The sequence below is a fragment of the Oscillibacter acetigenes genome (genome assembly GCF_025567605.1).
Classification (GTDB): Bacteria; Bacillota; Clostridia; order Oscillospirales; family Oscillospiraceae; genus Oscillibacter; species Oscillibacter welbionis.
Genome location: NZ_JAOQKG010000009.1, coordinates 57,568 through 71,684, shown reverse-complemented (window position 1 = coordinate 71,684; position 14,117 = coordinate 57,568). Strand labels below are relative to the sequence as shown.

The window sequence follows — 14,117 nt, the reverse complement described above, 5'->3', positions numbered from 1 at the left end:
CCAGCCAAGTATTGTCAGCAGGAACGAGCTTAACTGCCGTGTTCGGAATGGGAACGGGTGGACCCTCGCCCTAATCAGCACCAACTCTATGTCATCCGGTCTTGCCGGAGAACAAACTGTATTATATTGTATTTCGCTTCCCTTGTCAAGAACTTTCGCCCTTGAAAAGTCTGGTGACCCGTACCGGATTCGAACCGATGTTAACGGCGTGAGAGGCCGCTGTCTTAACCACTTGACCAACGGGCCATGGTGCACCTTCACGGACTCGAACCGGGGACCCACTGATTAAGAGTCAGTTGCTCTACCAACTGAGCTAAAGGTGCAAATCCCTTGAGCATGCTTCCCTGCACCCTCAAAACCGAACAATGTGACGCTGCTTTCAGGCTCGCCTGCTTTCTCGTAGGTCAAGCCCTCGGGCTATTAGTACCGGTCAGCTCCATACATTACTGCACTTCCACCTCCGGCCTATCTACCAGGTAGTCTTCCTGGGCCCTTACCCTCTTTCGAGGTGAGAGATCTCATCTTAGGGGGAGTTTCACGCTTAGATGCTTTCAGCGTTTATCTCGTCCGTACTTAGCTACCCAGCTATGCCCTTGGCAGGACAACTGGTGCACCAGAGGTACGTCCATCCCGGTCCTCTCGTACTAAGGACAGCTCCCTTCAAATCTCTTCCGCCCGCAACAGATAGGGACCGAACTGTCTCACGACGTTCTGAACCCAGCTCGCGTGCCACTTTAATCGGCGAACAGCCGAACCCTTGGGACCGAATTCAGCCCCAGGATGTGACGAGCCGACATCGAGGTGCCAAACCTCCCCGTCGCTGTGGACGCTTGGGGGAGATCAGCCTGTTATCCCCAGGGTAGCTTTTATCCGTTGAGCGATGGCATTTCCACTCACATACCACCGGATCACTAACTCCAACTTTCGTTACTGCTCGACCCGTCGGTCTCGCAGTTAGGCTGGCTTCTACGTTTACACTCACTGCACGATTTCCGTCCGTGCTGAGCCAACCTTTGAGCGCCTCCGTTACTCTTTAGGAGGCGACCGCCCCAGTCAAACTGCCCGCCTAACAGTGTCCCCCGACCGGATTCACGGCCGCAGGTTAGAAATTCAGCAATCCAAGAGTGGTATCCCACCGGCGGCTCCACAAGAGCTGACGCCCCTGCTTCCAAGCCTCCCACCTATCCTGTACATGGGTTACCGAATTCCAGTATTAAGCTGCAGTAAAGCTCCATGGGGTCTTTCCGTCTAGTTGCGGGTAACTGGTATCTTCACCAGTACTACAATTTCGCCGGGCGGGCTGTTGAGACAGTGCCCAAATCATTACGCCTTTCGTGCGGGTCAGAACTTACCTGACAAGGAATTTCGCTACCTTAGGACCGTTATAGTTACGGCCGCCGTTTACCGGGGCTTCAATTCAATGCTTCGCTTGCGCTGACATCTCCTCTTAACCTTCCGGCACCGGGCAGGCGTCAGCCCATATACGTCATCTTTCGATTTAGCATAGACCTGTGTTTTTGGTAAACAGTTGCTTGGGCCTTTTCACTGCGGCCTCTTGCGAGGCTCCCCTTATTCCGAAGTTACGGGGTCAACTTGCCGAGTTCCTTAACAACCCTTCTCCCGTTGGCCTTAGGATTCTCTCCTCATCTACCTGTGTCGGTTTGCGGTACGGGCACCTTAGTATCCATCAGAGCTTTTCTCGCCTCTCAGCATCGCGGACTTCGCTACTATATTTTCGCTCCCTTTCGCCCGGGTCAACCAACGCCCGGGTTCCGCTATCCAAAAGTGTCCCTCTGACTTAAAGTTCGGTGGCTACGGAATTTCTACCGTATGTGCATCGACTACGCCTTTCGGCCTCGCCTTAGCTCCCGGCTTACCTTGGGCGGACGAACCTTCCCCAAGAAACCTTAGATTTTCGGCCATTATGATTCCCACATAATTCTCGCTACTCATTCCGGCATTCTCACTTCCATGCAGTCCACCGCTGCTTCCGCTACGACTTCACCCCACATGGAACGCTCCCCTACCACTGTCTTACGACAATCCTAAGCTTCGGTTAGATGCTTAGCCCCGTTACATTTTCCGCGCAGAGTCACTCGACCAGTGAGCTATTACGCACTCTTTTAATGAGTGGCTGCTTCTAAGCCAACATCCTGGTTGTTTTCGCAACTCCACATCGTTTTCCACTTAGCATCTATTCGGGACCTTAGCTGTAGGTCTGGGCTGTTTCCCTTTTGACAATGAAACTTATCTCACACTGTCTGACTGCTATGCATCAATTAGTCGGCATTCTTAGTTTGATAGGCGTTGGTAACCTTATCGGCCCCGCTACCATTCAGTGCTTTACCTCCGGTAATCTAACATAACGCTAGCCCTAAAGCTATTTCGGGGAGAACCAGCTATCTCCGAGTTCGATTGGAATTTCACCGCTACCCACAAGTCATCCGCCACCATTGCAACGGGGGTCGGTTCGGTCCTCCATGGGGTTTCACCCCCACTTCAACCTGCTCATGGGTAGGTCACCCGGTTTCGGGTCTATGGCAACGAACTTTACGCCCTATTCAGACTCGCTCTCGCTTCGCCTCCGGCACTGAATGCCTTAAGCTCGCTCGTTACTATAACTCGCCGGACCGTTCTACAAAAAGTACGCCATCACACGTTAACGTGCTTTGACAGCTTGTAAGCACAAGGTTTCAGGTTCTCTTTCACTCCCCTCCCGGGGTCCTTTTCACCTTTCCCTCACGGTACTGCTCCTCTATCGGTCATCAGGTAGTATTTAGGCTTGGAGGGTGGTCCCCCCTGTTTCCCACGGGGTTTCACGTGTCCCGCGGTACTCTGGATTCAGTCGCACGGCCTTCTCTTTCGGATACGGGGCTCTCACCCTCTGTGGCGGGCCTTCCCAGACCCTTCTCCTAGATAACTTCCGCTAAATGACTGTCCGCAACCCCGAGGAATAAATCCCTCGGTTTGGCCTCTTCCGCGTTCGCTCGCCACTACTTGCGGAATCTCGGTTGATGTCTCTTCCTCGCCCTACTTAGATGTTTCAGTTCAGGCGGTTCCCTTCCTACGCCTATTTTGTTCAACGCAGGATGACTGGATATTGTCCAGCCGGGTTGCCCCATTCGGATATCCCCGGATCAATGGATATTTGCTCCTCCCCGAGGCTTTTCGCAGCTTGTCACGTCCTTCTTCGGCTCCTGATGCCAAGGCATTCCCCTTGCGCTCTTTCCAGCTTGACCTATCGCCGTTCTCACAGCGACTTGTCAGAGAATTCTTGGTTCTCTTTGAGAATTATGCAGGCTTTACAAAGATCGAAATTGTATGTCACCCTGCATCCTTTCGGATGCTGTTCCACAATCAATTTGTTTCCTCTGTGTTTCCACAGAGAAACCTCTCTGTTGCCTTACTTGCTTTTGTCACATTGTTCAGTTTTCAAGGTGCAGATCGCCGTCCGCAAGCTTCCGCTTGTCTCCGGCACAGCTTCCAACCGCTTTTGCAGTCAGATTTGAAGATCCGATCTTTCGATCAGGTCTTCAAATCCAAAGGCAAATCGCCTGGTGGGCCCGAGTGGGCTCGAACCACCGACCTTACGATTATCAGTCGTACGCTCTAGCCAGCTGAGCTACGGGCCCTCGTCTTGGACGAGGTGACGCTTTATTCTCTTGGTGGAGATAGTCGGGTTCGAACCGGCGACCTCCTGCTTGCAAGGCAGGCGCTCTCCCAGCTGAGCTATATCCCCTTCTATCTCCCGGCGTACGCCCTCTAAATTAAACAACGTAACTCTTTTTCCGCTCCAGCTGACCAGGAATTCCAGGCAGAGCTTGCTCTGCCCAGGTCTCCTTAGAAAGGAGGTGATCCAGCCGCACCTTCCGATACGGCTACCTTGTTACGACTTCACCCCAATTATCGAACCCACCTTCGGCCGCGCCCTCCTTGCGGTTAGGCTACGGACTTCGGGTGTTCCCGACTCTCATGGTGTGACGGGCGGTGTGTACAAGGCCCGGGAACGTATTCACCGCGGCATGCTGATCCGCGATTACTAGCGATTCCGACTTCACGCAGGCGGGTTGCAGCCTGCGATCCGAACTGGGACGGCTTTTGGGGGTTTGCTCTGCCTCGCGGCTTTGCCTCCCTCTGTTGACCGCCATTGTATTACGTGTGTAGCCCAGGACATAAGGGGCATGATGATTTGACGTCGTCCCCACCTTCCTCCGTTTTGTCAACGGCAGTCTCGCTAGAGTGCTCTTGCGTAGCAACTAACAATAGGGGTTGCGCTCGTTGCGGGACTTAACCCAACATCTCACGACACGAGCTGACGACAACCATGCACCACCTGTCTCTACTTTCCCCGAAGGGCACCTAATGTATCTCTACTTCGTTAGTAGGATGTCAAGCCCTGGTAAGGTTCTTCGCGTTGCTTCGAATTAAACCACATAATCCACCGCTTGTGCGGGCCCCCGTCAATTCCTTTGAGTTTCAACCTTGCGATCGTACTCCCCAGGTGGGATACTTATTGTGTTAACTGCGGCACGCAGGGGGTCAGTCCCCGCACACCTAGTATCCATCGTTTACAGCGTGGACTACCAGGGTATCTAATCCTGTTTGCTCCCCACGCTTTCGCGCCTCACCGTCAGTTGCCGTCCAGTTATCCGCCTTCGCCACTGGTGTTCTTCCTTATATCTACGCATTTCACCGCTACACAAGGAATTCCGATAACCTCTCCGGTACTCAAGACCTACAGTTTCAAATGCAGTTTGGAGGTTAAGCCTCCAGATTTCACATCTGACTTGCCGGCCCGGCTGCACGCCCTTTACACCCAGTAAATCCGGACAACGCTTGCCACCTACGTATTACCGCGGCTGCTGGCACGTAGTTAGCCGTGGCTTATTCGTCAGGTACCGTCTTCTACTCTTCCCTGACAAAAGAAGTTTACAACCCGAAAGCCTTCTTCCTTCACGCGGCGTTGCTGGGTCAGACTTGCGTCCATTGCCCAATATTCCCCACTGCTGCCTCCCGTAGGAGTCTGGGCCGTATCTCAGTCCCAATGTGGCCGGTCAACCTCTCAGTCCGGCTACTGATCGTCGCCATGGTGGGCCGTTACCCCACCATCTAGCTAATCAGACGCGAGGCCATCTTCCAGCGATAAAATCTTTGACATGCCCGGGATGCCCCGGTCATGCGTCATGCGGTATTAGCAGTCGTTTCCAACTGTTGTCCCCCTCTGGAAGGCAGGTTCCTCACGCGTTACTCACCAGTCCGCCACTAAGCATTCCTATCATTTGGCCGAAACCTCAGTCAAGGGTGCTCCGTTCGACTTGCATGTGTTAAGCACGCCGCCAGCGTTCGTCCTGAGCCAGGATCAAACTCTCTATAAAATGGTATCTAAACGAACCGTAGTCCGTTCAAACCTTCATAGAGCTATTTGTCATAGCTTCATTTCTCCATCTCACCGGTAATTGACTCAACCCAGTGAGATGACTTTGTCCTTTGGCAAACTCACCTAAATGAGCTCGCCTTCTGGTGCTTCCTTTTCGTTACGTTGTTTAATTTACAAGGTGCACGCCGTTCCCGGCGGAACATTGCTATTATACTCGATTTCATTTCGTTTGTCAAGAACTTTTTTCAGAAGTTTTTTGACATCCGATCCATCTTGTATCAGCAGCAACCTGTTTAGGTTACCACATCTCAGCCTTGCTGTCAAGAACTTTTTTCATTTCTTCCCGGCCTGGCTCATCACCGCGCCGACAGCTTTGTTAGAATACCAAATCCTTCCCCTTTTGTCAATACCTTTTTCGAGGTTTTTTTATTTTTCTGATTGCTGTGGCGATTTCTCCGGCTTTCGTCCCCTTTCCCCTTGCGCAGGTTGGGAAAATAAGCTGTGCAAACGGAGGCGACAGTGGTATAATGTCCATGGAAATAAAATGTATACATAGTAGGAGGGATTGATCTGCGGATTCATCGCATGACCGCCACCTTCGGCAAACTCCAGGGCCGGTCTTTGGAGCTGGGGGACGGTCTGAATATCATCGAAGCCCCCAACGAGACTGGAAAGTCCACCTGGTGCGCCTTTCTGCTCTCTATTTTATATGGTGTCAACAGCCGGGAGCGGGACCGCGCTGGTTTTATCGCGGATAAAAACCGCTTTGCTCCCTGGTCAGGCGCGGCCATGTCCGGCCGGATGGACTGCGGCACGGAACTGGGGGAGTTGACTCTGACCCGCGCCACCCGGCGGCAGACCAGCCCCATGGGGGAATTCAGTGCCGTATACGCCGGTACCAACGAGCCTGTGCCGGGCCTGACCGGTGCCGCCTGCGGCGAGACCCTGCTGGGCATCAGCCGGGAGGTCTTTGAGCGCAGCGCCTTTATCCGGCAGAATAACCTGCCCATCAGCCAGGACGCCGAGCTGGAACGGCGCATCGCGGCCTTGATCTCCTCCGGAGAGGAGGGCACCTCCTATACAGAGGCTGCGGATGCCCTGAAAAAGCAGCTGAATCGTCGCCGCCATAACAGGACCGGGCAGCTCCCCGCTCTGGAGACGGAGCTGGCCGAACTGGACCGTCAGCTGTCGGAGAGCAACTCTCTGGCCCGGCAGCTGGTGCAGGCCCGCTCCGAGGTCGAAGCTCTGTCCCGTCGGGCGGAGATCCTACAGGCGGAACTGACGGACTGCAACCGCTGGGAGGCCGCCCAGCGCCGCCAGGCCCTCTCCGGTGCCGCATCGGCGGCGGAACAGGCAGAGGTCCGCGCCGCGCAGGTGCAGGAGCGGCTTCAGCAGGACCAAATCCCGGAGAACGAGACCATCGCCCGGCTCCGCGGCGCCATCGTCAATCTGGAGACCACCCGGAGAGCCGTGGACAAGGCCCGGTCGGAGCGGGACGAGGCCATGAAGGCATTGCTGCGGGCGGAGGCCGCTGTGAATGAGAGTCCCTTTGCCGGGCAGAGTCCGGAGAGCGCCCGGCGAGAGGCCGCAGGAACTGAGAACGAGCCTGTCAAATGGAATCCGGTCCCCGGCGTGCTGACTTTTTTAATTGGTGTCCCACTGTGTTTCGTCGTGACCTATGCGGTACTTTTTCTCACAGGCAGCCACAGCAAGCTGCTTGCGCTTCTCACCATGCTAGCCGGATTCTCCTGCGTGTGCGCCCTCGCTCTCTTTTTGAAAAAGCGGGCGTTTCAGGCCGGCTGGGCAGAACTCCGGTTGAAGCGCTTCGGCACCGCGGACCTGGATGCCATCCGCCAGCTGGCTGAGGATTACGCCAAGCTGTGCGAGGCCCGGGACGCCGCCCAGGCCAGTGTCAACGCCAAGTCCGCCGCAGCGGACACCTTATATAGTAGTCTCTCCTCCAACGAACAGGGCATCCTGCTGGAGGTCCGGCGCTTCGCTCCCGACGCCTTCGACATCCCCACGGCGGACCAGCTGCTCCGGGCCTGTGCCGTCCGGCGGAAGGAGCTGGCGGAGGCGGAGACCGCCGCCCGGGAGGCACGGATGCGCTATGAGCTTCAGGTCCAGCAGGCGCCCGCTCCCGGCACGCCGGAGGCGGATGTCCCCGCTCCCGTCCGGAGCCGGGAGGCCATCTCCACGGAGCTGGGCCGGGTCCGCGCCGCACTGGCGGAGGCCCGCTCCTCCGCGGACCGTCTGGACGGCCAGCTCCACGCCGCGGGCGATCCCGCGGTGCTGCGGGCTTCTGCCGAGGACCTGGCTGCCCGAAAGGAGCGGCTGGAAACGGAGTACAGCGCTCTCCGGCTGGCTATGGAGGCACTGGAGGGGGCCAACACCGCCCTGCAGAACCGCTTCTCTCCCGCTCTGGGCCGCCGGGCAGCGGAGATCTTTTCCCGACTGACCGACAACCGCTATGCCGGTGTGGTGCTGGACCGGAGCTTCCGCCTCTCGGCAGAGCCTGTGGGAGACCCGGTGTTCCGGGATGCCGCCCTGCTCTCCGCCGGCGCGCTGGACCAGCTGTATCTGGCGGTGCGCCTGGCCATCTGTGAGCTGGTGCTGCCGCCGGAGAAGCAGGTGCCCATCGTGCTGGACGACGCCCTGGCCAATTTTGACGACAGCCGCTGCGCTGCGGCCCTGCAGTTTTTGAAAGAGGCCGCCGGGAACCGGCAGATCCTGCTCTTCACCTGCCACAGCCGGGAGGGGGAATTTTTTGCCGGAGACAGGGAAGTTTTCGTCCAGCGGTTGACGGATGCGGCGGTAGAGGTATAAGATATGGAATGCTCCCCGTTCCCCGCAGCGGCGGGGCCGGGAGCCTGTGTTTATCAATTACGCGAAAGCGAAAAAAGGAGATATCCATACTATGAGCGAATGCACCCACGACTGCTCCACCTGCGGCGAGAGCTGCAGCGAGCGGCAGGAACCCCAGTCCCTGCTGAAGGAGCACCATCCCGAAGCCCACATCGGTAAGGTGTTCGGCATCGTGTCCGGCAAGGGCGGCGTCGGAAAGTCCATGGTCACCAGCCAGCTGGCGGTCACCATGCGCCGCCGGGGCCATCAGGTCGGCATTCTGGATGCCGACGTCACCGGTCCCTCCATCCCCAAGGCCTTCGGCATCCACGGCCAGGCCACAGGCAGCGAGGCGGGCCTGTATCCCATGGTGTCCAAAACCGGCATTCAGGTGATGAGCACCAACCTGCTGCTGCCCAACGAGACGGACCCGGTCATCTGGCGGGGCCCGGTCATCTCCGGCGTGGTCCAGCAGTTCTGGACCGACGTGCTGTGGAACTGCGACTACCTGTTCGTGGATATGCCGCCGGGAACCGGCGATGTGTCCCTCAGTGTGTTCCAGTCCATTCCCCTGGACGGCATCGTGATCGTGGCCTCTCCCCAGGAGCTGGTGAGCATGGTGGTGGAGAAAGCCGTGAAGATGGCAGAGATGATGGAGGTCCCCATCGTGGGCCTGGTGGAGAACATGAGCTATGTCACCTGCCCGGACTGCGGGAAGCAGATCCATCTCTTCGGCCAGGGCAAAACTGCCGAAGCTGCGGAGCGCCACCATCTGCCCGTGCTGGCGGAGATGCCCATCGACCCGGCCCTGGCCGCCCTTACCGACGCCGGAGACATCGAGTCCTTCCAGGGCAGCTGGCTGGAGGCTGCCGCCGACAAGCTGGAGGGGAAATAATGCCCAACGCCGCGCCGTGTCCTTCCACGGCGCGGCGTTTGCCGCGTTTTGTCCGTCCTATGCAAATCCACCGGAGGAAGCACCTTCTTTTTGTGGGCAAAAACAGTTGCAAAATCCGGCAGGATTCGAGATAATAGAAAAAGATCAAATTTGGCATAAAACCATGCAAAATACAGACAGATCGAGGGGGAATCACCCATGCAGGAACTGAAAGACCGCATCGTGAAAGAGGGCAAGGTGCTGCCCGGCAACATCATCAAGGTGGATGGTTTTCTGAACCACCGCATCGACACGGAGCTGATGGACCATATCGCAGAGGAGTTCGGCAAACACTTCAATATGGACGAGGTCACCATGATCCTCACCGCCGAGGCCAGCGGCATCGCCCTGTCCGCCATCGTGGCCCACCACTTCCACAAGCCCATGATCTTCGCCAAGAAGGCCAAGAGCGACAACATCGAGGGCGGCCTGTACCAGAGCGACATCTTCTCCTACACCTATAAGAAAAAGGTGACGCTGCTGGTTTCCAAGGAGTGGCTCTCCGCCGACGACAAGGTCCTGATTATCGACGACTTCATGGCCAACGGCGAAGCCATGCGGGGCCTGTGCGACATCGTCAACGCCGCCGGTGCCACGCTGGTGGGCATCGGCTGCGCGGTAGAAAAGGGATTCCAGGGCGGCGGCGACCGGCTGCGGGCCGCGGGTGTGAACCTGAAGTCCCTGGCCATCATCGAGTCCGCCGAGCCCGGCAACATCGTCTTCCGGGGCGAGGACTGATCCTCTGCATTTTCCGCGGCACTCTGTAAGATTCGTCTCTTTTTTCCGTCTGATAGGATAGCGGAACGATCGTTCCCTATCTTCCGGCGCATCAGAAAAAGGAGGACTTTTCCATGAAACGGCCCCCACTGTTTCTGGTACTGCTGACCCTGGCCCTAGCGCTGCTCCCCAGCTGTACGCCGCCGGGAGGCGGAGCCGACGCAAAGCCGGTCATCTACCTCTATCCGGAGGCGGAGACCGATGTCACCGTTACCCTGGACTATGACGGGGAACTGACCTGTGTTTATCCCGTCATGAATGGAAATTCCTGGATGGTCACCGCCAGCCCCGACGGGACGCTGACGGACGCGGTCGGTCAGACCTACAATTACCTCTACTGGGAGGGCGTCAGCCGGACGGAATATGACTTCTCCCAGGGCTTCTGCGTACCAGGCAGGGACACCGCCGCCTTTTTGGAGGACACCCTGGCCACTCTGGGTCTGAACCGCCGGGAGGCCAACGAGTTTATTGTCTACTGGCTGCCCCACATGGAGGGGAACGCCTATAATCTGATCGCCTTCCAGACAAGTTCCTACACGGACCATGCCCGGCTCACGGCAGACCCGGCGCCGGACACGGTGCTGCGGGTCTTCATGGCCTGGAAGCCGCTGGACCGCTCCGTGGAGCTTCCGCCCCAGACGCTGGCCGCCCCGGTGCGTACCGGCTTCACCCTGGTGGAGTGGGGCGGCGCAGAGATCTCATAAACCGAATTTACACAAAGGAGGAATTCCCTTGTCTCACCAGACTGTCATCGTGCTGGACTTCGGCGGACAGTACAATCAGCTCATTGCCCGCCGGGTCCGGGAGTGCGGCGTCTACTGCGAGGTAAAGCCCTACACCACCCCGCTGGCGGACATCCGCGCCATGAATCCCATCGGCATCATCTTTACCGGTGGCCCCAACAGCGTGTATGATCCCAAATCCCCCCAGGTGGACCCGGCCATTTTCACCTGGGGCGTGCCCATCCTGGGCATCTGCTACGGCTGTCAGCTGATGGCCCATAACCTGGGCGGCCGGGTTACCGAGGCCCAGGACGACTCCGCCCGGGAGTACGGCAAGACCGAGACGTATTTCGATTCGGCCTGCAAGCTCTTCAAGGGCCTTCCCGCCCAGGGCATCACCTGGATGAGTCACGGGGACTACATGGAGAAGGTGCCGGAGGGCTTCGCTCTGGTGGCCCACTCCGACGCCTGCCCCAATGTGGCCATCTGCGATGAGAGCCGCGGCTTCTACGGCGTCCAGTACCACCCGGAGGTCAATCATACGGAGCATGGCACCGACATGATCCGCAACTTCCTGTATGAGGTCTGCGGCGCAGCGGGCGACTGGACCATGGGCGACTACAAGGAGACTGCCATCCGCCAGATCCGGGAGAAGGTGGGGGACGGCAAGGTGCTGCTGGCCCTGTCCGGCGGCGTGGACTCCTCCGTGGCGGCAGCCCTGGTAGCCGAGGCCGTAGGCAGCCAGCTGACCTGCGTGTTTGTGGACCACGGCCTCATGCGCCTGAACGAGGGCGACGAGGTGGAGGAGGCCTTCAAAAAGTGGGACATCAACTTCGTCCGGGCCAACGCGGAGGAGCTGTTCCTCTCCAAACTCTCCGGCGTCAGCGAGCCGGAGCGCAAGCGGAAGATCATCGGGGAGGAATTCATCCGTGTCTTTGAGGCGGAGGCCAAAAAGATCGGCCAGGTGGATTACCTGGTCCAGGGCACCATCTATCCCGATGTGATCGAGTCCGGCACCGGCGACGCCGCCGTCATCAAGAGCCACCACAACGTGGGCGGCCTGCCGGACTATGTGGACTTCAAGGAGATCATCGAACCCCTGCGGATGCTCTTCAAGGACGAGGTCCGTCAGCTTGGTCGGGAGCTGGGCCTGCCGGAGTATCTGGTCATGCGCCAGCCTTTCCCGGGCCCGGGCCTTGCCATCCGGGTCATCGGCGAGGTGACGAAGGACAAACTGGACACTCTGCGCCTGGCAGACTTCATTTTCCGGGACGAGATCGCTAAGGCCCATCTGGAGGGCACCATGAACCAGTATTTCGCGGTGCTCACCAACATGCGTTCCGTGGGCGTTATGGGTGACGGCCGGACCTATGACTACACTCTGGCTCTCCGCTCTGTCACCACCACAGACTTCATGACCGCCGACTGGACCCGTATTCCCTACGAGGTGCTGGACCGGATCAGCGTGCGGATTGTCAACGAAGTGCCCCATATCAACCGGATTGTGTACGATATCACGTCCAAGCCGCCCGCTACGATCGAGTGGGAATGACGGTCACAAGCTCCAGGGCCTGCGCTTGGGCCCTGGAGCTTGTGATTCTTAAAATCGGAACAGGAGGGATCACATGGATCAGGCAGGCGTTGCGCTATACCACCGTGTTATGCGGCGGGAAAATTTTGAGAAGGCGGCAAAGGATCTTGTGTCCTTGGTATACGCCGCGGAAAAGAAGGAGCCGGGAAAGCCGAGAACCCTGTACCTTGACATTGACGGACACCGCAATGCGCAGGGCAGGTTTGACGCGGATATGCGGAGCTCCAAAAGGGATTCGGATTGAGATTTCTGCTTCCGTTTCTTACGGAAGTTCATTTCCCACTGATTTCTGACAGGAACAAGAACCCACAGCGGAATGATGTGCCCGAACGGCTGGAAATTTCCCACGCCAGAAATGAGAAGGACCACAGCCTAGACGCCCCGTATGTGGAGAATTTCAGCCACACCGAATATCAGTCCGAGGCGACTGTATACGCCTATCTCAAACAGGTCTCGGATTTTTTGAAGCGCTACCAGGAGCTGGACGCAGAGTATGCGCTGCTGCCCCCAGAGCCCTATGACCTGCAAAACTATCTGCTCCAGTGGCGTCTTCACATGCGCGAGCTGATCAACGAGCTCTTCAACATGTTTGTGGGCGGGAATCTGTTTTCCGCAGCGGCGATGACGCGGACTCTGATGGAGTGCTGTGTCTACGGGAAGGTGCTGAAGCAGGAAAAGAGCGCCCGCCTTTTGGAAGACTGGTTTCTCTGCGGGATGATCCGCAGCCTCCCCGGCCAGGATGGGGCGCTGCGGCAGGCAAAACTCAAAACTGTGTATGCACTTTGCAGCGCATGGAACCGAGAGCCGGAGGAAACAATCCGGCGGTTCAAAAAGGGCAACGAAAACGAGTGGCTGGTTTCCGTGATCCCGGGCAAAGGCCGGATCTACTTCTCCCATGTTTGTGAATACATGCAGGAAACGGAGCTCTATCAGACGTATCAATGGGCCTGCGCGTTTGTCCACGGGCAGGATATCCGCTCCAAAATACATCCCTTTACATTTTACGACTCCACCTATCATCTGCTCACTGTGATGATGTCTTATATCTTCAGGGCGATCCGCCTGTACCCTGTCTCTGAGGAGCTGGAGGCGGAGATGCAGAAGCTCGAACGGGACCTGGCTGCTCTTTGGGGAACCACCAGCTGGGACAAAAACGCATGACGGGCTTACGAGGCGGCTGTACAGGTTGCCGCGGCGCTGATGGTGCCCTGCCAAAAGCATCCAAAATTCAAAAAGAGAGACATCTACTTTCCGCAGATGTCTCTCTTTTGAGAAGGGACGGTCAAAATCGATATTTTAAAATCTCGAAAAGGTATAGGAGACCCACCCCACCGGCCTTCTGGCCGGCGGCGCATTTGCGCCGCACGGGCGCTTTGCCGCAGGCAAAACCTCGGCGCAGGCGGAATTCACTTCCGCCGAGCATTTGAATCACCGAAGGGCGGAGGCCGCCTTCGGCTGCCGGAGCCCAAAGAGAAAGGACTTCCGGATAGGAAGCCCTTTCTCTTTGGTGCGCGAGGCGGGACTTGAACCCGCACGTCCGTAATGGACACTAGAACCTGAATCTAGCGAGTCTGCCAATTCCACCACTCGCGCGTCGATATGAACTTTGCTCCCTGTATCTCCCCGTTGGGGTGTTCCACCGGAAGGGAGCCCTCCGGTGGAACGTGGTGCGCGAGGCGGGACTTGAACCCGCACGTCCGTAATGGACACTAGAACCTGAATCTAGCGAGTCTGCCAATTCCACCACTCGCGCATAGAGCGGTTATCTTTTCAGAGACACCGTATGGTGCGGCTGACGGGATTTGAACCCACACGTCGATTCGGACACCAGCACCTCAAGCTGGCCTGTCTACCAGTTCCAGCACAGCCGCA

Annotated in this window: 6 protein-coding genes, 7 tRNA genes and 3 rRNA genes; 6 read left to right on the top strand and 10 right to left on the bottom strand. The window is 57.6% G+C overall.

The window, feature by feature from the left end; all coding sequences use genetic code 11:
- The 7 genes from rrf to OCV80_RS16370 all read right to left on the bottom strand — a co-directional run.
- A 5S ribosomal RNA gene (rrf, locus tag OCV80_RS16400) occupies nucleotides 1-85 on the bottom strand; the annotation flags it as partial.
- A gap of 86 nt (nucleotides 86-171) precedes the next feature.
- A tRNA-Glu gene (locus OCV80_RS16395) sits at nucleotides 172-246 on the bottom strand.
- Nucleotide 247: 1 nt separating this feature from the next.
- Nucleotides 248-323, bottom strand: a tRNA-Lys gene (locus tag OCV80_RS16390).
- A gap of 77 nt (nucleotides 324-400) precedes the next feature.
- Nucleotides 401-3,239 (bottom strand): 23S ribosomal RNA (locus tag OCV80_RS16385).
- A gap of 316 nt (nucleotides 3,240-3,555) precedes the next feature.
- A tRNA-Ile gene (locus tag OCV80_RS16380) sits at nucleotides 3,556-3,632 on the bottom strand.
- 31 nt (nucleotides 3,633-3,663) lie between these two features.
- Nucleotides 3,664-3,739: transfer RNA gene (locus tag OCV80_RS16375), tRNA-Ala, on the bottom strand.
- A 105-nt stretch (nucleotides 3,740-3,844) separates the two neighbouring features.
- Nucleotides 3,845-5,375, bottom strand: a 16S ribosomal RNA gene (locus OCV80_RS16370).
- A 587-nt stretch (nucleotides 5,376-5,962) separates the two neighbouring features.
- Between OCV80_RS16370 and OCV80_RS16365 the strand changes: the two genes are divergently transcribed.
- The 6 genes from OCV80_RS16365 to OCV80_RS16340 all read left to right on the top strand — a co-directional run bounded on the left by OCV80_RS16365 (nucleotide 5,963) and on the right by OCV80_RS16340 (nucleotide 13,406).
- On the top strand, nucleotides 5,963-8,203 hold the full coding sequence (locus OCV80_RS16365) for an ATP-binding protein (protein ID WP_267288561.1): 2,241 nt from the start codon (nucleotides 5,963-5,965) through the stop codon (nucleotides 8,201-8,203).
- Between the two features lie 91 nt (nucleotides 8,204-8,294).
- Nucleotides 8,295-9,116 carry an Mrp/NBP35 family ATP-binding protein gene (locus tag OCV80_RS16360; RefSeq protein WP_119311769.1) on the top strand — a complete coding sequence of 274 codons (822 nt, stop codon included), beginning with the start codon at nucleotides 8,295-8,297 and terminating at the stop codon, nucleotides 9,114-9,116.
- 198 nt (nucleotides 9,117-9,314) lie between these two features.
- Nucleotides 9,315-9,893: a xanthine phosphoribosyltransferase gene (locus OCV80_RS16355; protein WP_021750465.1), complete on the top strand. Its 579-nt coding sequence runs from the start codon at nucleotides 9,315-9,317 to the stop codon at nucleotides 9,891-9,893.
- Nucleotides 9,894-10,006: 113 nt separating this feature from the next.
- The gene (locus OCV80_RS16350) at nucleotides 10,007-10,636 is read left to right on the top strand and encodes a hypothetical protein (RefSeq protein WP_025544726.1); all 630 of its coding nucleotides are present in this window, start codon (nucleotides 10,007-10,009) and stop codon (nucleotides 10,634-10,636) included.
- 28 nt (nucleotides 10,637-10,664) lie between these two features.
- Nucleotides 10,665-12,206, top strand: a complete 1,542-nt coding sequence (gene guaA / locus OCV80_RS16345) for a glutamine-hydrolyzing GMP synthase (protein WP_119311770.1) — start codon at nucleotides 10,665-10,667, stop codon at nucleotides 12,204-12,206.
- 360 nt (nucleotides 12,207-12,566) lie between these two features.
- Entirely contained in the window at nucleotides 12,567-13,406 is an 840-nt protein-coding gene (locus tag OCV80_RS16340) for a DUF5677 domain-containing protein (protein ID WP_267288560.1), read from the top strand.
- Between the two features lie 344 nt (nucleotides 13,407-13,750).
- Here OCV80_RS16340 and OCV80_RS16335 read toward each other — a convergent pair.
- The 3 genes from OCV80_RS16335 to OCV80_RS16325 form a co-directional block, all read right to left on the bottom strand.
- Nucleotides 13,751-13,838: transfer RNA gene (locus OCV80_RS16335), tRNA-Leu, on the bottom strand.
- Nucleotides 13,839-13,910: 72 nt separating this feature from the next.
- A tRNA-Leu gene (locus OCV80_RS16330) sits at nucleotides 13,911-13,998 on the bottom strand.
- Nucleotides 13,999-14,029: 31 nt separating this feature from the next.
- Nucleotides 14,030-14,116: transfer RNA gene (locus OCV80_RS16325), tRNA-Leu, on the bottom strand.
- Between the last annotated feature and the right edge of the window lies 1 nt (nucleotide 14,117).